At 68.2% G+C, this 18,990-nt stretch carries 18 protein-coding genes, 1 tRNA gene and 1 pseudogene; 13 read left to right on the top strand and 7 right to left on the bottom strand.

Annotated features, from left to right (window positions below):
* Window positions 1-57: 57 nt before the first annotated feature.
* Window positions 58-660: an SDR family oxidoreductase gene (locus ACQPZZ_RS30940; RefSeq protein WP_432924873.1), complete on the bottom strand. Its 603-nt coding sequence runs from the start codon at window positions 658-660 to the stop codon at window positions 58-60.
* Between the two features lie 712 nt (window positions 661-1,372).
* Between ACQPZZ_RS30940 and ACQPZZ_RS30935 the strand changes: the two genes are divergently transcribed.
* Window positions 1,373-1,903, top strand: coding sequence for an RICIN domain-containing protein (locus tag ACQPZZ_RS30935; RefSeq protein WP_432924871.1), 531 nt, complete (start codon window positions 1,373-1,375; stop codon window positions 1,901-1,903).
* A gap of 112 nt (window positions 1,904-2,015) precedes the next feature.
* On the opposite strand, the gene ACQPZZ_RS30930 is transcribed toward ACQPZZ_RS30935, so the two are convergent.
* On the bottom strand, window positions 2,016-3,746 hold the full coding sequence (locus ACQPZZ_RS30930; protein WP_432924869.1) for an RICIN domain-containing protein: 1,731 nt from the start codon (window positions 3,744-3,746) through the stop codon (window positions 2,016-2,018).
* A 414-nt stretch (window positions 3,747-4,160) separates the two neighbouring features.
* On the opposite strand from ACQPZZ_RS30930, the gene ACQPZZ_RS30925 reads away from it, so the two are divergent.
* Window positions 4,161-5,183, top strand: coding sequence for a LacI family DNA-binding transcriptional regulator (locus tag ACQPZZ_RS30925; RefSeq protein ID WP_432924867.1), 1,023 nt, complete (start codon window positions 4,161-4,163; stop codon window positions 5,181-5,183).
* A 378-nt stretch (window positions 5,184-5,561) separates the two neighbouring features.
* Here ACQPZZ_RS30925 and ACQPZZ_RS30920 read toward each other — a convergent pair whose 3' ends face one another.
* Window positions 5,562-6,509 (bottom strand): Lrp/AsnC family transcriptional regulator, encoded by a 948-nt coding sequence (locus tag ACQPZZ_RS30920; protein ID WP_432924865.1) that lies wholly within the window; start codon window positions 6,507-6,509, stop codon window positions 5,562-5,564.
* Between the two features lie 84 nt (window positions 6,510-6,593).
* Between ACQPZZ_RS30920 and ACQPZZ_RS30915 the strand changes: the two genes are divergently transcribed.
* The 5 genes from ACQPZZ_RS30915 to ACQPZZ_RS30895 all read left to right on the top strand — a co-directional run bounded on the left by ACQPZZ_RS30915 (window position 6,594) and on the right by ACQPZZ_RS30895 (window position 12,175).
* On the top strand, window positions 6,594-7,466 hold the full coding sequence (locus ACQPZZ_RS30915; RefSeq protein ID WP_432924864.1) for a VOC family protein: 873 nt from the start codon (window positions 6,594-6,596) through the stop codon (window positions 7,464-7,466).
* A 143-nt stretch (window positions 7,467-7,609) separates the two neighbouring features.
* On the top strand, window positions 7,610-8,125 hold the full coding sequence (locus tag ACQPZZ_RS30910) for a DoxX family protein (protein WP_432924862.1): 516 nt from the start codon (window positions 7,610-7,612) through the stop codon (window positions 8,123-8,125).
* A gap of 36 nt (window positions 8,126-8,161) precedes the next feature.
* Window positions 8,162-9,139, top strand: coding sequence for a PaaX family transcriptional regulator (locus tag ACQPZZ_RS30905; protein WP_432924860.1), 978 nt, complete (start codon window positions 8,162-8,164; stop codon window positions 9,137-9,139).
* A 525-nt stretch (window positions 9,140-9,664) separates the two neighbouring features.
* Window positions 9,665-10,972, top strand: coding sequence for a ricin-type beta-trefoil lectin domain protein (locus ACQPZZ_RS30900; protein WP_432924858.1), 1,308 nt, complete (start codon window positions 9,665-9,667; stop codon window positions 10,970-10,972).
* A gap of 474 nt (window positions 10,973-11,446) precedes the next feature.
* Window positions 11,447-12,175 (top strand): Type 1 glutamine amidotransferase-like domain-containing protein, encoded by a 729-nt coding sequence (locus ACQPZZ_RS30895; RefSeq protein ID WP_432924856.1) that lies wholly within the window; start codon window positions 11,447-11,449, stop codon window positions 12,173-12,175.
* Window positions 12,176-12,541: 366 nt separating this feature from the next.
* On the opposite strand, the gene ACQPZZ_RS30890 is transcribed toward ACQPZZ_RS30895, so the two are convergent.
* Window positions 12,542-12,778 carry a hypothetical protein gene (locus ACQPZZ_RS30890; RefSeq protein ID WP_432934701.1) on the bottom strand — a complete coding sequence of 79 codons (237 nt, stop codon included), beginning with the start codon at window positions 12,776-12,778 and terminating at the stop codon, window positions 12,542-12,544.
* Window positions 12,779-12,977: 199 nt separating this feature from the next.
* On the opposite strand from ACQPZZ_RS30890, the gene ACQPZZ_RS30885 reads away from it, so the two are divergent.
* Both ACQPZZ_RS30885 and ACQPZZ_RS30880 read left to right on the top strand, forming a co-directional pair.
* Complete coding sequence (locus ACQPZZ_RS30885; RefSeq protein WP_432924854.1) at window positions 12,978-13,490, top strand: DUF6461 domain-containing protein; 513 nt, start codon at window positions 12,978-12,980, stop codon at window positions 13,488-13,490.
* Window positions 13,491-13,929: 439 nt separating this feature from the next.
* On the top strand, window positions 13,930-14,244 hold the full coding sequence (locus ACQPZZ_RS30880; RefSeq protein ID WP_432924852.1) for an immunity 53 family protein: 315 nt from the start codon (window positions 13,930-13,932) through the stop codon (window positions 14,242-14,244).
* Between the two features lie 403 nt (window positions 14,245-14,647).
* On the opposite strand, the gene ACQPZZ_RS30875 is transcribed toward ACQPZZ_RS30880, so the two are convergent.
* Window positions 14,648-15,244 carry a hypothetical protein gene (locus tag ACQPZZ_RS30875; RefSeq protein ID WP_432924850.1) on the bottom strand — a complete coding sequence of 199 codons (597 nt, stop codon included), beginning with the start codon at window positions 15,242-15,244 and terminating at the stop codon, window positions 14,648-14,650.
* A gap of 52 nt (window positions 15,245-15,296) precedes the next feature.
* Between ACQPZZ_RS30875 and ACQPZZ_RS30870 the strand changes: the two are divergent.
* Window positions 15,297-16,001, top strand: a pseudogene (locus ACQPZZ_RS30870) (replication initiator); the annotation flags it as partial.
* A gap of 226 nt (window positions 16,002-16,227) precedes the next feature.
* On the opposite strand, the gene ACQPZZ_RS30865 reads toward ACQPZZ_RS30870, so the two are convergent.
* Together ACQPZZ_RS30865 and ACQPZZ_RS30860 are read right to left on the bottom strand one after the other, a co-directional pair.
* Window positions 16,228-16,301 (bottom strand) — tRNA-Arg (locus ACQPZZ_RS30865).
* Window positions 16,292-16,726 (bottom strand): hypothetical protein, encoded by a 435-nt coding sequence (locus tag ACQPZZ_RS30860; RefSeq protein ID WP_432924848.1) that lies wholly within the window; start codon window positions 16,724-16,726, stop codon window positions 16,292-16,294. Before ACQPZZ_RS30860 ends, ACQPZZ_RS30865 begins: the two co-directional genes overlap by 10 nt.
* A 150-nt stretch (window positions 16,727-16,876) precedes the next feature.
* On the opposite strand from ACQPZZ_RS30860, the gene ACQPZZ_RS30855 reads away from it, so the two are divergent.
* From ACQPZZ_RS30855 to ACQPZZ_RS30845, 3 genes are all read left to right on the top strand, one after another.
* The gene (locus ACQPZZ_RS30855) at window positions 16,877-17,692 is read left to right on the top strand and encodes a phosphotransferase (RefSeq protein ID WP_432924846.1); all 816 of its coding nucleotides are present in this window, start codon (window positions 16,877-16,879) and stop codon (window positions 17,690-17,692) included.
* Between the two features lie 192 nt (window positions 17,693-17,884).
* Window positions 17,885-18,838 carry a cobalamin biosynthesis protein gene (locus ACQPZZ_RS30850; protein ID WP_432934607.1) on the top strand — a complete coding sequence of 318 codons (954 nt, stop codon included), beginning with the start codon at window positions 17,885-17,887 and terminating at the stop codon, window positions 18,836-18,838.
* Window positions 18,838-18,984: a hypothetical protein gene (locus tag ACQPZZ_RS30845; RefSeq protein ID WP_432924844.1), complete on the top strand. Its 147-nt coding sequence runs from the start codon at window positions 18,838-18,840 to the stop codon at window positions 18,982-18,984. Before ACQPZZ_RS30850 ends, ACQPZZ_RS30845 begins: the two co-directional genes overlap by 1 nt.
* Window positions 18,985-18,990 lie beyond the last annotated feature (6 nt).

The raw sequence follows: 18,990 nt of genomic DNA, 5'->3' as shown, positions 1-18,990 counted from the left end.
CGCGGACCGCGCGCCGCTCGGGGGCGGCGCCGTTCGTGCGGCCGGGGCGCTGTTCCGTCAGCGCGCGAGCCACTCCCGATAGGTGGTTTCGGCGATGACCTCGGGGCCGGCGATGTCCAGGGTGCCGCGCAGCGGGACGCCCACGCTGACATCGGCCACGGCCCGGGCGACGTCGGCCGCGGCGATGGGCTGCATGAGGGTGGCGGGCAGGCGGACCGTGTCCTCGCCGGAGGTCCAGGACAACACCGTGTCGATGAACTCGAAGAACTGGGTGGAACGCACGATCGAGTACGGAACGGGGCCGGCCTTGAGGATGTCCTCCTGCAGCACCTTCGCCCGGTAGTGGACCGACCCGGGCACCAGGTCGGCGCCCACGATCGACAAGATGACCGCATGGCCGACGCCGGCCGCCTCGGCGCCGGTCAGCAGGTTGTCCATCGTCTCCCGGAAGAAGGCGGGCGAGGCCTCGTCGAAGGTCCGCGGTTTCGTCACGTTGACGACGACGTCGGCCCCCGTCAGCGCCTCGGGCAGGCCCCTGCCGCTGAGCAGGTCCAGGCCGGTGGACGTCGAGTGCGGCACCGCCTCGTGCCCGCGGGTGCTCAAGATCTTGACGACCCGGGATCCGATGAGGCCGGTCCCGCCGATGACAGCGATCTTCATCTTCTGACCTTCCTGGTCGCCACGGCGATACGCGCCGGCCCCTCCTCCGGACCCGGCGCTATCGGCACTTCATCCAGGCCACGATGGGCAGGCTCACTCCATCCGGTGTCCTGACCCATCGGTAGCCCGCCTCGACCCTGGCACCCGCGGGTCGTGGGCTGTTCGTCCGGTCGTCCCAGAGACACGAGGGGCGGCCGCCCACCGTGGGCTGACCGGCGTCCGTCCACACCACGTTGTCATAAAAGCTTGCGCTTATTCCGTTGTCTGCCTGGAAAGCTCCCTTCCTGCCCTCTGCCATGAGGAACGCGTGACCCTCGGCCACGCGGAGCGGCACGGCGCCGAAAGGCAGGCGGGTCGCGATGAAACCGCCGACGAAGAGGGCGGCGAGAACGACAACGGCAAGCCACGCTCGGCTCAGCGAGACGGATTTTGCCAGCGGGGGGAGGGACACGGCCGGACTGTATCGCGGCAATCACCCCGATATGTCTGCGCTTCTGTGCGCGGCGGCTATGAGTGAGGCGCCGGACTGCGCCGGCGCGGAGTCCCGCGGCCGGGAAGTCGACGGCCGCTTCCATCTCGGATCCCACGGATGCCGCCGTCGCCGCGCCCCAAGTCGCGGCGCGCAACAGGACGCGGACGCCTGGTAATTGATTGATGACAGTGAGTGATGCCATGGTGCTTCCGTCTCGATCAACTCTCTCGGAGGCAAACCATGCTTGCTCACCGTCTGCTCGCCGTCGCCGTCATCTCCGCCGCGGTGGGTGCGGTCACCACCGTGCCCGCCATGGCCTCCGCCGGCCGGCACACCGGCGACCCCGCCCGGGTCGGCCCCCCGGCGTGCGTCGACGTCAGCAACAATCGTGGCAACGGTACGCAGATGTACCTGTGGGAGTGCCAGAACAACAACGCCAACCAGAAGTTCGTCTTCCAGGACGGCCTCATCAAGGTGGAAGACACCATCGGTAAGGCCCAGGAGATGTGTCTGGACGCCTCCAACGGCCGCGCCAACGGCACCCGCGTGTACCAGTGGCAGTGCCTGGGGAACGCCAACCAGCTCTGGGTCCTCCAGAGGGGGCAGATCATCCTCAAGTCCACCCTCAACACGGGCAACCGCATCTGTCTGGACGTCACCAACAGCCGCGCCAACCTCGCGCCGGTGTACCTGTGGCAGTGCGTGCCCAACAACAACCAGAAATTCGTGATCGACGACGGCCAGATCGTGGTCAAGGACACCCTCTCCTGACCTGGCCGCACCCGGCGCCCTCCGGCATGCCGCAGGGCGCCGGCGGCGGGCGGGATGGCGTCCGCCCGGCCGGAGAACGTGCCGGCCTGCCGGGTGACGCCGTCCGGCCGCCTCAGCGGGCCGTGAGAGTCCAGAGGTGGTCGGCGGTGCCGTTGTCCTCCCACTGGAGGACCTGGGCACCGGAGGACTTGCTCATGCCGTTCACGCCGAGCAGCAGGCCACTGTTGTAGTTGCGGATCTTGTAGTGGCCGGCCCCGTCGGATGTGAACGACCACAGGTGATCGGCGGTGCCGCTGTCGCCCCAGATCAGGGCGGTCCCGCCGTTGCCGGTGCTCATGTTGGTGATGCCGAGGACCAGGCCGCTAGCCCTGTTGGCGATCTTGTAGAGGCCGGAGCCGGCGTCGACGAGGGTCCAGGTCTGGGTGTTGCCGGACGAGGGCGTGGCCTGGTCGACCAGGGTGCCCTGGGCGGTGCCGGAATTCTGCGTGTCCAGGGCGAGGCCGCTGTTCACGTTCTTGATCTGGTAGGACCCGGCCAGCGAGGTGCCGGGGTTGCCGCTGCCGCTGCCCGGCGTGACGACCAGGTGGTATCCGTAGGTGGCGTTCATCGCCGGGATGGGCACGGTGACGGAGCCGTTGTTCACGGTGTAGTTCGACTCGGCCAGTGTGCTGGGGCCTGAGACGGCCACCGTACGCCCGGGCGAGGGGGTGTACTCGACCTTCACGTGGACGGTTCCGCCGAAGGAGCCGAGCCCGTTGATCGCCACGGCGCTGTCGCCGGAGCCGCCTCCGACGATGACGCTGAGCTGGTTGCCCGCGCTGTTCATCGCCGCGGCGCCGTCGATGCCGGTCTGCGCGGGCGGGGTGGTCGTGACCATGTTGCCGCTCATGTCGCCGTACCACTTGTAGAGCCAGTAGGCGCCGTTGGGGGAGCCGCCCCGGCCGGTGAGCAGGTCGCCGAGCGTGCCGGACTGGTTCCAGAACGCCAGCTCCGCGTCGCGGACGCCCAGCCGCTCGAACTTGGCGATGTAACCGACGAGGGCGCCGGGGACGCCGACCTCGGACGGGGCGGCGTACTCCTCGATGGCGATCGGGCGCGGGCTGATGCCGTACTTCTTCTCGAGGTTGACGACCGTGGCGATGTCACCGGCGATCTTCGACGACCTGATCAGCTCGTGCCAGGCGATGATGTCGGGGACGGTGTTGGTCGCGACCGCGTTCCGCAGGAAGTTGTCCATGTCGCTGATGTTGTCCGAGAAGCTCGGCCCCTGGATCGGGGTCGTCGGGTCCTTGGCCCGCACCTCTCGGTAGGTCCTGGTCCAGAAGTCCTCGTACGTGCCGTTGGACGACTTCCAGGTGTTGTCCGACTCGTTCCACAGCTCGTAGGCGGCCAGGTTGGTGATGCCTGACGCCTTCGTCTGCGCGATCTGCTGGTCGACCAGGCTGAACCAGTTGCTCCAGCTGAACTGGTACGGCCAGCCCGCGTAGACGTCGGACAGCCGGTTCACGACCTTCGCGCCGGCCCTGGCCGCCTTCGGGGCGACGGTCAGGATGTCGCCCGTCGGCTGCTGCTTGCCGCCCTGCGGCTTCTGGACGAAGGTGTTCGGCTTAATGGCCTGGGCCAGGTTGTCCGCCGGATTCGTCGCGTCCGCAAGGCCGTACAGCGAGCCGCTGGCCACATGCGTCACCGGGCGGAAAGGCTGGTTCGCGCTGACCACCAGGGTGGTCGAGGCACTCGCGGCGGCGTGGGCGGGAGCGGCGGCGATGGTGGCGCCGGCTGCGGTCACCGCGAGCGAGGTGAGCAGGGCGGCGGCCTGCCCGGCTCTGGTTTTGGTCGTCTTCACTGCGCTCTCCTGAGGAGTGGTTGGGGGGTGGTCGTGTGGGGAGCGGACCACGGGGGTCGTCGGCCGGTGACGAGGGTGGCTCGACGCCGACCGCCGATCGCCGGCGGCCGCGTCCACGGGTACCGGCCGGGTAACCATGGCCTCAGTCCTCGACCGCGCCGGTCGCGGAGAGGACGGCAGATTCGCGGGACATGGAATTCCCCAGATCGGTGCCTGTGCGGCGGTCACGACGACGCAGCGCACAATCCGAGTTGAGCAACTATGCGCAAACGTTTTTCAAGCCGGAAACGTACGGTGAACCTGTCTGGGCGTCAAGACTGCCAGCCAGGTGAGTTCTCGTCCGCACATGATTGGCCAAGACGAGAAAGCGGTGGGATCATGGCCGCAGCGGGGATGAAGAGCAAAGGATTGCGTGTGTCGGAGTCGGGCCGTACGGTCACCAAGGCGAGGGCCACGCTCAGCGACGTCGCCGCACTGGCCGGCGTCAGCGTGGGCACGGCGTCGAAGGCCCTCAGCGGAACCGGGCGTATGCGTCCAGAAACGCGCCAGCGGGTCCTCGACGCCGTCCAGACCCTCGATTTCCGCCCCAACCAGCAGGCGCAGAGCCTGCAGACCGGCCGCAGCTGGACGGTGGGCCTGATGACCACCGACGGCATCGGCCGGTTCAGCATCCCGGTCCTGCTCGGCGCGGAGGACGCGCTGGGTGCCGGCAAGATCTCCGTGCTGCTGTGCGACACCCGTGGCGACCTGATCCGCGAGCAGCACCACCTGCGGAACCTGATGGACCGCCGCGTCGACGGGATCATCGTGACCGGCCGGCGGACGGACCCTCGCCCCCCGCTCGGCGGCGTCCACGACGGCGTGCCGGTGGTCTACGCCCTCTCTCCCTCGACCGACCCGGACGACATCTCGGTGGTGTCGGATGACGTGCAGGGGTGCCGGCTGGCCGTCGACCACCTGCTGGCCACCGGGCACACCCGCATCGCGCACGTCACGGGACCGGCCCACCACGCCGCCGCCACCGATCGGGCGCGCATCACCGAGCAGTTCCTCGCGGACGCCTCACTTCGGCTGGTCACCGGCAAGCCCCACTTCGGCGACTGGAGCGAGGCCTGGGGACGGCGTGTCGCGGAGATGGTGCTGCGTATGGCGCCGGACACCGATGCCTTCTTCTGCGGCAACGATCAGATCGCCCGCGGCGTCACCGACACGCTGCGCGAACGCGGCGTTCCGGTCCCCGAGCAGGTCGCCGTCATCGGCTACGACAACTGGGACACCATGACCCTCGCCGCCCGTCCCCCCCTCACCACGATCGACAGCAACCTGACCGAGATCGGCCGCGTCGCCGCCCTGCGCCTCCTGGAGGCCATCGACGACAACCCCGCACCCGGTGTCCACAGGGTCCCCTGCAGGCTGGTCATCCGTGACTCCGCCTGAGCCCGCAAAGGACCTGCGGCGGATTCCGCTGGCGGAAGCGGGGGTGAGAGCTCCACGAAACCCGCGTTCCGGCACAACTGCCACGGAGGAGTGTCTTACCGCAGACCCGACGCCGGCGAGTCGGCCTGGGGGTCGCATCGGACTCCGTACGGCCGCACCCGCGATCACGGCGTGATCGATCGAGGAGTCCAGCACCGGAGTCGTGCGTATGGACCGGCGACTGGGTGACCGTCTCCTTCTCGATCCCCCAATCCGGTCAAGCACAGTCGGGTCAGGCACAGTCCGGCCAGGCCCCACGGCACGCGGTCCGCTGATGGGCGTCACGAGTCGGCGAGGCGCGAGGCTCCGGCCGCCGCACCGGGGCGGGGCGAAGTTTTTTCAGAGAGCAGGGGCGACGCGTTTGAGGTAGGCGGTGACGGGGCTGGTTTCGGCGCGTTCGACGCCGTCCAAAGAGCCGATCCGGTCACTGAGGTAGGCGTAGAGGGCGTCCTCGTCCCGGCACACGGCGATGGCGATCAGGTTGTGCGGGCCGGTGATGGCGCCCACGAACGCCGCCTCGGCGTCCCGGGACAGGTCCCGGGCGACGGCGGCGAGCCGGGCGGGTGTGACGGTCAGCCAGAGCAGGCATTGCACGGTGTAGCCGAACAGCGCGGGGTCCGTCTCGACGGTGAACCGGACCGCTCCGGACCGGCACAGTTCGTCCAGGCGGCGCCGGACGGCGGACTCGGACCAGCCGACGTGGCGGGCGAGCCGTGGATAGGCGGCCCGGCCGTCGACGGCCAGAGCGGGCAGCAGGAGACGGTCGAGGTCGTGCGGGCCGACCGGAGCGGCGCCATCGGCAGGTGCGGGCGGCCGTAGCGCGACGATCTGTTCCGCGGTGAGAGCCGAGGTCCGGCCGCGCCAGCAGTCGTCCATCAGGTGGCGCAGCAGCCGATAAGCCGCCACATCACGGATGCGCGGGTGGCGGGTCAACTCCTGGAGCGGTGCCGGCCCGGGAGTGCGGAGGATGAACACGATCTCGGTCCCGCTCGACACAACGGTCACCCAGGCGGTCTCCGGACGACGTGCCAATGCCTGGGCGAGGTCCGCGGAGTCGGACGGCACGACACGAAGGCGCACCAGCCACTCGCCATGACCGGTCCTGCTGCCGGCGACGACCCCGGAGACCCGGGCGGCACCGGTAGCGCGCAGCCGCGCGAAGCGCCGGGCCACGGTGCGGTCGGAGACTTCGAGGACTTCGGCGATCTTGCTGAACGAAGCGCGTCCGTCGAGTTGGAGTGCATGGAGCAGTTTCAGGTCGAGCGAATCGAGCGTGACCGAATCCACCTGTTCAGGGTATCCCGGTGTCGGATCGCGGCGTCGGGTTCGTTCCTGAGGGACGGCAGACAGCGGCCGACGCAGGATGGCCGCATGAAAGGTGACATCCACGGTTTCCACCACGTCGGAATTCTGACCCGCGACCTGGAGCGGCTGGAGCAGGCCTACATTTCGTGTGGCTTCACCCTGAGCCCGCGTTCCCGGCACCTGCTGAGTGAGCGTCCCGGTGACGAGCCGGTGCCCGGGTGCACGGCCAACCGGTGCGTCCTGTTCGGCGGAGGTTACATCGAACTGCTGGGCATCGTGGACGAGACCGCGCCCGACCCCTGGCATACCAGGGAGATCGCCGACCAGTACGAGGGGTTCCGGCTCCTGAACTTCGATACGGACGACGCCGAGATTGCCGACCTGCGGCTGACTGGCACCGGATTGCGGACCTCAGGCGTCCTGGACCTGAAGCGCGAAGTCGACACCGAGGACGGCCCCCGCACCGTACGTGCCCGCGCCCTGCACCTCGATCCCCGTACGACCTCCGAGGGATATCTCGGCATCGCCCAGCACCTCACCCGTCAGTACGTGCACCAGCCGCGCTACCTCGTCCACCCCAACGGGGCCCGGAGCCTGGACGCGGTGCTGATCGTGGCCGGCGATTCTGAGTTCGATGTGATCAGGGACCGGTACGCATGCCTGCTCAGGGCCGAGCCCCGGCAGCAGGGCTTGATGACCGTGCTGGAACTGCCGGCCGGCCGGCTGGAGATCGTCCGGGCATCGGACGCGGGCGAGGTGCTACCCGGGGAGCCCGCACCGGCTCTGTCCTACCTGGCCGCCGTGACCGTCCGGGTCGAGGACGTCACCGCCGCCCGTAAGACCGTCGAAGACGGCGGTATCACGACCCGGACGACCGGCGGAGGGTTCCTCGTGTCCGTACATAACGCCTCCGGCGCCACCGTCTTTTTCACCGCCTAGCGATCGCCGCGACGGCCGCCGCCCCGTCGGCGGCCCATCACTCGCCCCCGTTCGGGTCCCGCCGAGCGGCCGGCTCTGCCAAGTCATCGGCTCGGTCACACGACGACTCACCGACAGAAAGCACGATCATGCTCGTAAGCCTCATGTTTCTCCTCGCCCCCTGGCTGGGGTTTCGTCTGTTGGGCCTGCTCGGCCTCACCCGTTTCGCCACTTGGCGGATCAGCGCGGCGCACGCGCTGGCTGTGATGCTCGTGCTCACCGGAAGCGCGCACTTCGTCCCCGACACCGTTACGGTGATGCCGAGTCATGCGGACCTGACAGCCATGGTTCCGCCCTTCGTGCCGTTCCCGGATTTGATGGTCTACGCGACCGGTGTGCTCGAATTGCTCGGCGCCCTGGGTCTGGTCGTCACCGCGACCCGCTCCGCCGCCGGCGTCTGCCTTGCGCTGCTGTTCGTCGTGCTTGTTCCGGCGAACGTCTACGCCGCGATCGAGGGCGTACCGCTGAACGGCGATCCGGCCACACCCTTGTGGCTCAGAATCCCGGAGCAGATTGTCTACATCACGATCGCTCTCTGGGCGACCAGGCCCGTCGGGACCACCGAGGATCACCGCGCGGTGACGCCGCCCCTGTGGCCCTCGCAGACGAGTGGCGAGTGAAAACGCCAGTGGCAAGTCGTGAGGCAAGCTGATGACGTGAGTGTCCATGTGCCCCCGGACGATGTCGGAGCCCCCCGGGCGCAGGCCGGTCCCAATCCGCAGCACCTGTTGACGACCTTGCTCGGCGAGTACCTCGACTCCTCGGATGCGGGTCTTCCCTCGATGGCGGTGGTCGCGATGCTCGGGGAGTTCGGCATCAGCGAGCCCAGCGCGCGGGCCGCGTTGTCCCGGCTGACCAAGCGTGGCCTGATCGCCGTGCGGGGATCCGGACGGCCGCCCGTGTATCACCTCACGCCTCAGGCGATCGCCAGGCATCGCTCCCGCATGGATCACTTCCTGAGCTTCGGCGCACGCCCACCGCAATGGACCGGCGACTGGGTGACCGTCTCCTTCTCGATCCCCCAATCCGGTCAAGCACAGTCGGGTCAGGCACAGTCCGGTCAGGCTCCACGGCACGCGGTCCGCAAGGCGCTGGGCTCGCTGGGTTTCGCGCGGCTGTACGACAGCGTGTGGATCCGGCCAGGAACCGACTCCGGCCCGGTGACCCAGGCGCTGCACGCCATCCTGGACGACGTCGACGGTGGTCGATGGTCGGTGATGCACACCCGGTTCGACGAGGAGGCCGGCCCGCACGGTCCGGCCGCCGCCTACGATCTGGCCGGTCTCGCCTCGGCCTACGAGGATTTCATCGCGCAGTACTCGGACCTGCGTACGGCCGTCCGCAACGGGCAGATCGACGCGACCGGGGCGCTGGTGGCCCGGACCTCCGTCATGGATTCCTGGCGGAAGTTTCCGGACGTCGACCCGAACCTTCCCGAGCATCTCCTGCCGGCACCGTGGCCCCGCCAGGCTGCCAGGGAGCTCATGCTGGAGATCCATTCCGCTCTCGGCTCGCTCGCCGAGGCGCGGCTCATCCAGGTTGTTACGCCGTACTGGCCGGACGCCGCCTCCTGGATCACCCACTTCCAGGCATCGGAGAATTCAATATCGGCCCCGGCCGGCGGGGACGGCTAAAAGAAACTTTCACGCCCCCGAACGGCTGCCCGGCCGACGGGGCGCGTTTCGTGACCGCCGTGACGTGCCGGCTTCCCGCCTGGCCGCCGTCCGCTGGGACTGCGCCGGAGCGTCGGCCGGCCAGGCGCTGTGACCTGCGCCGGAGCCGCCTGCACCGGTCCGTCCTCCCGGCGCCGGGCAGGGGAACGCCGACACCGGCCCGGAGGTTGACCGGCCACCCCCGGATTCGAGTGTGTCAGTGGCGTTTCCGGTCTGCGCGCGCACCACCTGACGTGCCGAGTGCGGTCGCTTGACACTTTGTATTACCGCAGTGATAGTAACTGCACGCTGTTCCCCATCGGCTCGTTCCGCCCGACACAGGCGCAAACTCGCGGTCGATGGTCCGCCATATCGATCTGCAAATCCGGTTGGCGCCGATGAGCCTGACCGCGGTGGACGTTGTCGCGCCATTGTCGGGATCCGTCGGCGTGCGCCGCGCATGCCACATCCGACATAGAGCGCCGTTGTGACACCTCGGAGGGCGAAATGAGAAAACGCTCGTTCATCAGCGCAGTGCTGGCGGCCGCGGTCGCCCCACTCTGCGCCGGAATAGTGGCGCTCACCATGACGCCGGCCGCCGCGGCGGTCGGTGGCTCGGGCCCCTATCCGGCCGATTACGAGACCTCCACCAGCCTGCCCAATCACACCATCTATCGGCCGGGGACCCTCCCGTCCGAGAAGCTCCCCATTTTCGTCTGGGGCAACGGAGGCTGCTCCGCCAACGGGACGGGGCAGTTGAACTTCCTCCGCGAGATCGCCTCGCACGGGTTCCTGGTCATCGCCAGCGGCAGCCCGAACGGCTCCGGTTCGACGACGTCCCAAATGCTCACGCAGTCCATGGACTGGGCGGTCGCGGAGAACAGCCGCCAGGGCAGCAAATACAACGGCAGGCTCGACACCAGCAAGATCGCCGTAGGGGGCTGGTCCTGCGGAGGGCTGGAGGCCTACGCCGTCTCCAACGACTCGCGTGTCACCACGACCACCATCTTCAGCAGCGGGTTGCTGAACGACTCCGACGACTACCAGCTCCGCCGGCTGACGAAGCCGATCGCCTACTTCATCGGTGGGCCCAGCGACATCGCCTACCCGAACGCCGTCGACGACTGGGGCAAGTTGCCGGCGGGGCTGCCCGCGTTCATGGGCAATCTGAACGTCGGACACGGCGGCACCTACGACCAGACCAACGGCGGCGAGTTCGGCCGCGTGGCGGTGCTGTACCTCAAGTGGCGGCTGAAGGGCGACACGACGGCCGGCGCCAACTTCGTCGGCCCCAACTGCGGCCTGTGCAACACCCAGTGGCAGGTGCAGCAGAAGAACCTCACGCTCGACGGCGGTACCTCGTCCCCGTCCCCCAGCCCGTCTCCCGGTGGCCCGTCACCCAGCCCGACCGTGACCCCGACCTCCGGTGGTGGCAGTGGGCCGATCAGGGGAACGGCCTCCGGCAGGTGCCTGGACGTGACCGGGGCGAGCACCGCGGACGGCACCCAGGTGCAGCTGTGGGACTGCAACGGCCAGACCAACCAGACCTGGACGTCCACCTCCGCCGGTGAGATCCGGGTGTACGGCAACAAGTGCCTGGACGCGGCCGGCACCGGCAACGGCGCCAAGGTCCAGGTTTACGGCTGCTGGGGCGGCGACAACCAGAAGTGGCGCGTCAACTCCGACGGCAGCATCCAGGGCGTCCAGTCGGGGCTGTGCCTCGACGCCGTCGGACAGGGCACCGGCAACGGCACCAAGATCCAGCTGTACTCCTGCCACGGCGGCACCAACCAGAAGTGGGCCTGGAACAGATAGCCCGCACCTATGGCCTGCGGTGCGGAACACCTCGCCGCACCGCAGGCCGACCCGGCCACGAGCGGCCCGTGTCAGCCGAACACCACCGGACCAAAAAGAGCCCCTGACTTGCGCTATCGCAGGTCAGAGGCTCTCTTGCGGTCGTCAGCCAGGGTGGGTCACAGGGCCTGAGCTGCTCGGCCGGATGACGGAGGACGGCCGATAGCAAAATCATCCCCTGAAAATCGCGTGAGCGACGATGCCGTGATAACTCTCGAGCCCTTCGGCTACCTGCGCGCCCCGTCTCAAAAGATCGCCCTCGGGCTGTTCCGGATGGTTCAATGCGGATCAGCGGATATGGGCGGTCCGTCCTGAACGGCTATGAACACTCCTGCATTGCAGGTCGTTTTCGCACGGCAGGCGTCCTGAGTTGCCGGCGGCCGGCCCCAGGCCGCTTGTCCGGCCGCCGAGCGTGATCAGTCGGAGGATGTGCTTGTGAAGAGACGACCGCAGATCCTGGCATGTTCGGGGGTGCTGTATCCCCCTGAAGGCTTCCGGCATCCAGGCGTTCAGATTTGGCAGGCGATGCAGTTGTCAGGCGTACGCAAGCCGCGAATGTGCCTCATCGCCACGGCTGTCGGGGACTCACGAGAGCACATTGATAGTTGGTACGTGCGGGGGAGTTCATTCGGAGACGCGGACCTGACTCATCTTCAGTTGTTCACTCAGCCGAACGTCCCCGACGTACGGTCCCATCTTCTGTCCCAAGATGTGATCTTCGTAGCCGGGGGCAGTGTGGTGAATCTGCTGGCGGTGTGGCGGGCTCACGGCCTCGATGCGATCCTGCGAGAGTGCTGGGAGGCGGGTGTGGTGCTGGCCGGTCAGAGCGCGGGCAGCCTGTGCTGGCACCTGGGCGGAGTGACCGACTCCTTCGGGGACGACCTGGATCCCATCGACGACGGTTTGGGCTTCCTGCCGTTCAGCAACGGCGTCCACGACGACTTAGGCGACCAGCCCAGGCGGTCTCGTTTCCGCCGGCTCATCGGCGAAGGCGTTCTCCCAGCCGGTTACGCAACTGAAGACGGCGTTGCTCTCCACTATGTGGGCACTCGACTTCATGAAGTCCTCAGCGTCCTTCCCGGTCGAAACGCATGGTTCGTCGAGGCCGATGGTGAAGGAAAGCACCGGGAGACAGCCATTCCCGCACGATGCTGGCTTCCCTGAACAGAGGGTGCGTCAAATCTGAGGCGTGCCTCACCGCGCGGACGGGTGGATAGGGCGAGGTCTGCGCACGGGACGGTCCGGGCCTCTGCCGGCCGGGGGCCGGCCCCCAGACATCCCATGCGCTTAGATGTCAAGCTGCAATCTCAGACGTCTTCTTCGGTTCGCCTCCCGCGCGATGCGACCACGCGGTTGCTTCGTCGTATTTGGCGCCTGTTTTCAGGCAACCGTGGAGGATTCCCACCAGCCGGTTGGCGAGTTGGCGGAGAGCCGCATGATGACCGACCTCGTGTGCGTGAGATGTATGCGTGGCCGGCCGTTCGCTCGGACACCTCAGCGCTCCTCTCCGGGTTCGCCGTCGCCCTGTTGCTAGCGGTCGCGAGATCGGTTCTTCTTGAGGTGGCGCCAGAAGATCTTGAAGTGATGCCACCAGATGTAGGCGGCGGCGGTGCCGCCGATTACTCCCCCTACGGAGTCGTCGCCGGCCAGGAGATCGTGAAGGCAAACGAACAAGACAACCGGGCCGCCGATGAGAATGAACCATCCCGTCCATGCGTCATCACAGCGGCCCTGCTTGTGCCCGGATTCGTCGGAGGGGTCGGCCACAACAGCAATCTAGCTGGCGCTGATTGACTGTGCACTGGCCGCCGAGCCGTCCAGGTCAGGCTGTCGGCATGTGGGCCGTGCTCAGGACGTCGGCACGCGAGGATGACCCGCGACGTCGCCTCTCAAGGTTGTACAGACTTTTCGTCGGACCCGCATGCCAGAATCCCCATGATCTGTCCCTAGAGAGAACGGGATTTTCATGAGCGGCTACGACTGGCTCGATGACGATGCGTTCTGCGCGACATTCGTCCGCGGCCTTACCCCGCACGAGGCGCTGGCCCGCCTTGGCATTGACGTATTCGACGGCGATGACGAGGAAGGCGACATCGAGGAGGGCCTCATCTCTGCCCGGTCAGCCGAGGGTGGCACCATTCTGAGCGAAGACAACGGCTACGCCGGCACGCTGGACGAGGTGCTGCGATCCTTGTCGGCCGGGACGGTTACGGCGAGCGTCTTCGTCAACGTGAACAGGCTCGCGTCCTTCGAGCATTACGCCGACGGCCGTAGGATCCTGTCCTTCGATCCGCTGTTTCCCGGCGACGAGGACGGCATCCCGGAGGACTACCTGGCCGACCGGGTCGAGTTCGGGCTGGTTGGTGACGAGTCGGAGGGCGGGCTTGCCGCTGCGCTGCTACTGGCCGAGCGCATCACCGATGTGCGGCCTAACGCGTCGAGTGACATCGTGGCCGCTCACGGCGTTCTCGAGTACTGAGCCGCTTCCGCCCTGTTTCCACGGCGAACACAAGGTGCACGATACGCCCGTGACCGGAGAATCTCGGTTGCCGCCGGGATCCTTCGCTGTGCTCGGGAGGGCTCGGAATCATTCCGGAAGCTGTCAGGATCCGCCTGGCGACCTGTGGGAAACGTGGCCATGATCATCCGGATATGTTCCGGGAGTGGTCGCCTGGGGCTGCATCCGGCGGCGTACGGCTGCACATGCGATCAGGGCGTGATCAGCAGAAGCCCAGCTCAGGGGGCATCTGGACTGGTGAGAGGAGCGCGCCCCGAGGGATTCGAACCCCGGACCGTCGGATTAGAAGTGGATGACTCGTCTCGCGGGTCACAGGGCCTTTGAGCTGCTATACCGGATGACGAAGGACTGCTGGTAGCGAAGATCATCCCGTAAATATCCCGTGAGCTAAGATGCCGCGATGACTGGTGATCCCTTCGGCTTCCTGCAACGGTGGTATGTCGCGCAGTGCGATGGCGAATGGGAGCACACCTATGGCGTAAAGATCGATACGCTCGACAACCCAGGGTGGAGCATTGCGGTGGACCTCGTCGGCACCGATCTTGAGGGCCACGCCTTCGACTGGCGATCCCTCGACCGGACTGAGGATGACTGGATCCACATCAGAAGCGACGGTCGGCTGTTCCAGGGCGCGTGTGGCCCCTTGAACCTGGCCGAGATGGTCGCTGAGTTTGAAGAGTTCGCGGCAACTCCGGCGAGCACGGGCTCCAGCTGATCGGACCGCAAGCGAGTCCGCGCTGTCAGCTTGGGAATTGAATGGATCACGGCCTGTACTGGCGCTGACCTGGGCATGGAGCCAGTCATGAGTGACCGTGGTTGCCCCCTCGTTCCCCTGGCTGAATGCACGCTAATTGCACGACGATCAGCCTGTGACCTGCCTCTTCCCGCGCGGCGCGCACGCCTCCGCCCCCTGATCACCCCGTCTGCCGTCGACCCGCCCGAAGGGGAAGCGGACCCGGCGGTCTTGGTCTGCTCGGCTTGTCCCGGGTCGATGGCGGGCGGGGCGATCAGGCACCTACCTCAGCCACCTACGGCCGCAGACGATGCGCGGGCCTTGGCGATCACCCCGGAGCCGGAGCGCCCCCGCCGGAGGCGTCGCGAGATTGAACCGTTGCGATTCACATCGCACCCCAGTTGTCGAGGACGACGACGGGCGCCTCTTCCACATCCAGCCATTCGCTCTCGACGCCCATGCCGGTGGATGCCTCGATGAAGGCGAATGCCGCACTTCGTTTGCCCCGGTAATCCTCCGGGTCGAGACTGTCGAGCATGGCGCGAAAACCGGCCAGAACGCTTGGGTCGCCCTCCTGTTTCGCGTGCTCTCTGAAGAGGAAGTCGCGCATCCGGGCCCTGATCTTGCCGTCGGCCGCATAGAGGATCGTGTATCCGCCCTTGAAGTGCCAGGTCGTCATCCACACGCGTGACTCCTTGCTGAGTTCGGTGAGGATGTGGTCTGGCGTAGCGAAGCCATAGGAAAACTCAAGGAAACCGTAGGCTCCTTCGCCCTCGTGGACGAAGAGCACGGGCAGATCCTCCGTGACGGCCTCTTCCGTGGGATACGCCATGGTGCGTTCCTCGGGATCACGGCCTCCGTTCAGCCGCCAGAGGAGATCGTCCACGGTGATCTGTTCGTCGAGGGGTTGTACTACGGTCCAGCAGAGTGCGTCCTCAAACCACTGCTGTCGGTGGAAGAGATTGCGGTAGTGATCAATCACAGGATTATTGTCGTGGAAGCCGTGGCGGCTAGGTCGCCGTGGTTGTAAGGGGATGCGTCTGTGCGCGGCGTGGCACCCTCGGCCGGAGCCATTAATCGATACGGCGGGGCAGGCGTGCGGTGGGCGGCCCGAGCTGCCGGCGGCCGGGAACGCGACCCACCACCAAGTGTGGTGGCCCTCGACCGACACCGTCCGGTTCGAGGGGGACCACCTGCCGGTCTGGGAGGACGGGGCCGGCTACCTCGACCCCGACACCGGCGAAGTGCTGCCGACCTGGGAACAGGCCCTCGACCGGCTCGACGCCGACGAGGACGCCGAACCCCTGCACGTGCTCCGCTTCGGCGACCAGCTCGACATACAGAGCGTGCTCGCCGGAACCCCGGACGCCGACCAGCTCATCCAGTACCTCTCGAAGTACCTGACCAAGTCCCTCGGCACCGACGACCCACGCCGCAAGGCTCACGCCGAACAGCTGCTGAAGGCGCTGCGATTCGAGCCCTGCTCGCCGACCTGCGTGAACTGGCTGCGGTACGGGCTGCAGCCCAAGGGCGCTAAATCGGGGATGGCCCCGGGGCGGTGCAAGGGCAAGGCGCACAAGCCCGACCACCTCGGCTACGCGGGGCGGCGGGTCCTGGTGTCCTGGAAGTGGTCCAACAAGACCCTTACCGAGCACAAGCAGGACCGCCGCACCTGGGTCCTGGAAGCCCTCGGCGTCGGAGACGAGCCGGTCGATCCCCACCGCTACATCTGGCGACCGGTCAAGCCCGGTGATCCCGACCTTGCCCCGATCGGCGTACGCCTGCTCCGCTCCGGAAACTGGCGGAACCCGGCTGCCGACCTGCGGAAATGCGGCCAAGATCATTCCGGACATGTTCCGGGACTGGCCGCCTGGGGCTGCATCCGGTGGCGTCCGGCTGCAGCCTCGGCGACAGCCCGATCATGTGAAGGGCCAGCTCAGAGGGCATCTGGGCTGGATGGAGGAGCGCGCCCTGAGGGATTCGAACCCCCGACCGTCGGATTAGAAGTCCGATGCTCTATCCAGCTGAGCTAAGGGCGCTCGTGCCTAATTCTGCATGATCCGGGGACCGGGTACACACCCGGTTTCCCCGACATGGGCCGGAGCGTGCCTCGTGTGGGCCTCCGAGCCTGGTGGCCGTGCCCGTCAGGGAGCCGCTCGGCCTGCGCCGATGCGCTCACACTCGTCGCGTGAGGAGCCGCTTCAGCGCCCGTCGCCGGCACTCGCCGGGCCTGAGCCCAGGTGGCGACGTCGCCCAGCCACATCACGCAGGTGGTGCTGGATCCGTGCACCAGGAGCGGCGGCGGGGCCGCCGGAGGGTCGGAGGCGATGATGAAGGTCTCGCCCTCCCGGGCCGGGATCCGCAGGCGCTCGCTCGGGACCGGCCAGCGGGTGAGGAGCTCCTGGCACCGCTCCCGCAGCTCGCGCTCGCCCTCGCTCGTGACGTAGATGCCGGTGGCAGTCACACCGCCGTTCCCTCCAGGACCAGGGGCGGTCGCAGAATCACGAAGAAGATTTCTCGCTATATGGACGATCGTCCGAGAGGCGAGATGTTTTGTCGTCGTTCACGCCTTCGGGCGGAAATCTGATCGCCCGCGGGACTAGACTCCAGCGCCATGTCCGTGCGCGAGATCCCCCTCATCGGAGACGTCTCCGAGGGGGTCGTGCGGGCGGGAGCGACCGTACGGCGGCCGATGCGTCCCACGTCGCCGTCGGTCCACGCGCTGCTGCGGCACCTGGAGGCCGCCGGGTTCGACCGGGCGCCGCGGTTCCTCGGGATCGACGAGCGGGGCAGGGCGATCCTCACGTACGTCGAGGGCGTGGTGCCCGCGCATCCCCTGCCGGCGTACGCGGTGAGCGACGAGGCGCTGACCGTGCTGGCCCGGCTGCTGCGGCGCTTCCATGACGCGGCGGCCTCCTTCACCCCGCCTCCGGGCGCCACCTGGGAGGACGGCTCGGCCCCCGAGGGCCCCGCCGAGCTCGTTGGCCACTGCGACGTCACCCCGGCCAACGTCGTCTTCCGGAGGACGACGCGGGAGCTCCTGCCGTACGCGCTGATCGACTTCGACCTGGCCAGGCCGACCACGCGGCTGTTCGACGTGGTCACCACGTTGCGGCACTGGGCCCCGTTCGCCGATCCGCTGGACCGCGACCCGCTGCAGCGGTCCCTGGACGCGGCGGCCCGCGTCCGGTTGTTCTGCGACGCGTACGGCCTGCCGGCGCGGGACCGGCTCATGCTGGTGGAGACGGCCAGGATGCGGTTCGGCCGCTCCTACGCGCTCATGCGAGACCGGGCCAGGACGCTCGGCGGCGGCTGGGCGCGCATGTGGGACGGCGGCGCGGGCGGGCGCATCAGGCGTGCCGCGGCCTGGCTCGACGCCAACGAGGACGCGATCCAGCGCCGTCTCCTCGGCGGCGATCCCGTCCCCTGACACAGGGCGACGATCCCGTCCCCTGACACAGGGCGGCGATCCCGTTCCCTGACACAGGGCGGCGATCCCGTTCCCTGACGAAGCGACAGAGCCCGTCCTTTGACGAAGCGGCGATCCCGGCTCATGCCGAGGCGACGAGCCCATCGCGTGACAAATGCGCATGTACGGCAGAATGCGTGCGTGACCCGGATCATGGACGGTGCCACGGCGGCGGGGCTGCTCGCCGGGGCCGCGATCGACGCCGCGGTGGGGGATCCCCGGCGGGGTCATCCCGTCGCGGTGTTCGGCGGCCGGGCCGCCGCCCTCGAGAAGCGCATATATCGAGACTCGCGGGTGGCGGGCGTCGCCTACACCACCGTCTGCGTCGGCGCGGCGACGGCCGTGGGAGTGCTCGCCGCGCGGATGACCCGGTCGAGCCCCGTCGCGCGGGCCGCGGTCACCGCCGCCGCCACCTGGGCGGTCCTCGGCGGCACGACGCTGGGCAGGGAGGGCACGCTGATGGCCCGGGCCCTGCGCGACGGCGACCTGGCCGCGGCCCGCGCACGCCTCCCGCACCTGTGCGGGCGCGACCCGTCCGGGCTGGACGCCGCGGAGCTCGCGCGGGGCACGGTCGAGTCGATCGCGGAGAACACCTCGGACGCCGTCGTCGCCCCGCTCGTGTGGGGCGCGCTCTTCGGCGTGCCCGGCCTGGTCGGCTACCGCGCGGTCAACACGCTCGACGCGATGGTGGGCCACCGGTCGCCGCGCTACGCGAGGTTCGGCTGGGCCTCGGCCCGGCTGGACGACGTGGCCAACTACGTGCCGGCCCGGCTGACGGCCCTGCTCACCGTGGGCCTCGCCGGTCTGGTGGGCGGTTCCCCGCGTCGCGCGGCGGCCGTCCTCGCACGTGACGGGCATCGCCACCCCAGCCCCAACTCCGGACGCTGTGAGGCGGCCTTCGCCGGTGCCCTCGGCGTACGCCTCGGCGGGGCCAACGACTACGGCGGCCGAGTGGAGCACCGCCCGGAGCTGGGCGAAGGGCCCCGTCCGGCAGTCTCCGACATCCCCAGGTCCGTACGGCTGGCGCGCGCGGTGTCGTACGCGTCGGTCGGCCTGGCCGTCGCCGCCCGGCTCGCCCTCACCCGGAACCGCCGAAGGGATCGATGATGACTGCACTCGTCCTGCTGCTGGCCGTCGCGGTCGTCTTCAGTCTCATGGTCGCGGTGATCCTGATCGTCGTGCTGGCGGTGCGCGCGTCACGGCGGGCCGCGCCGCCACCACGAGACCGGAATGATCCGTCCCAGGATTGGTAGGTTCGA

Origin of the sequence: Microbispora sp. CA-135349 (genome assembly GCF_050947365.1) — a bacterium.
Lineage (GTDB): Bacteria > Actinomycetota > Actinomycetes > Streptosporangiales > Streptosporangiaceae > Microbispora.
Note: the sequence above shows the minus strand (reverse complement) of the source record. Positions and strands in the feature narration are given on the sequence as shown.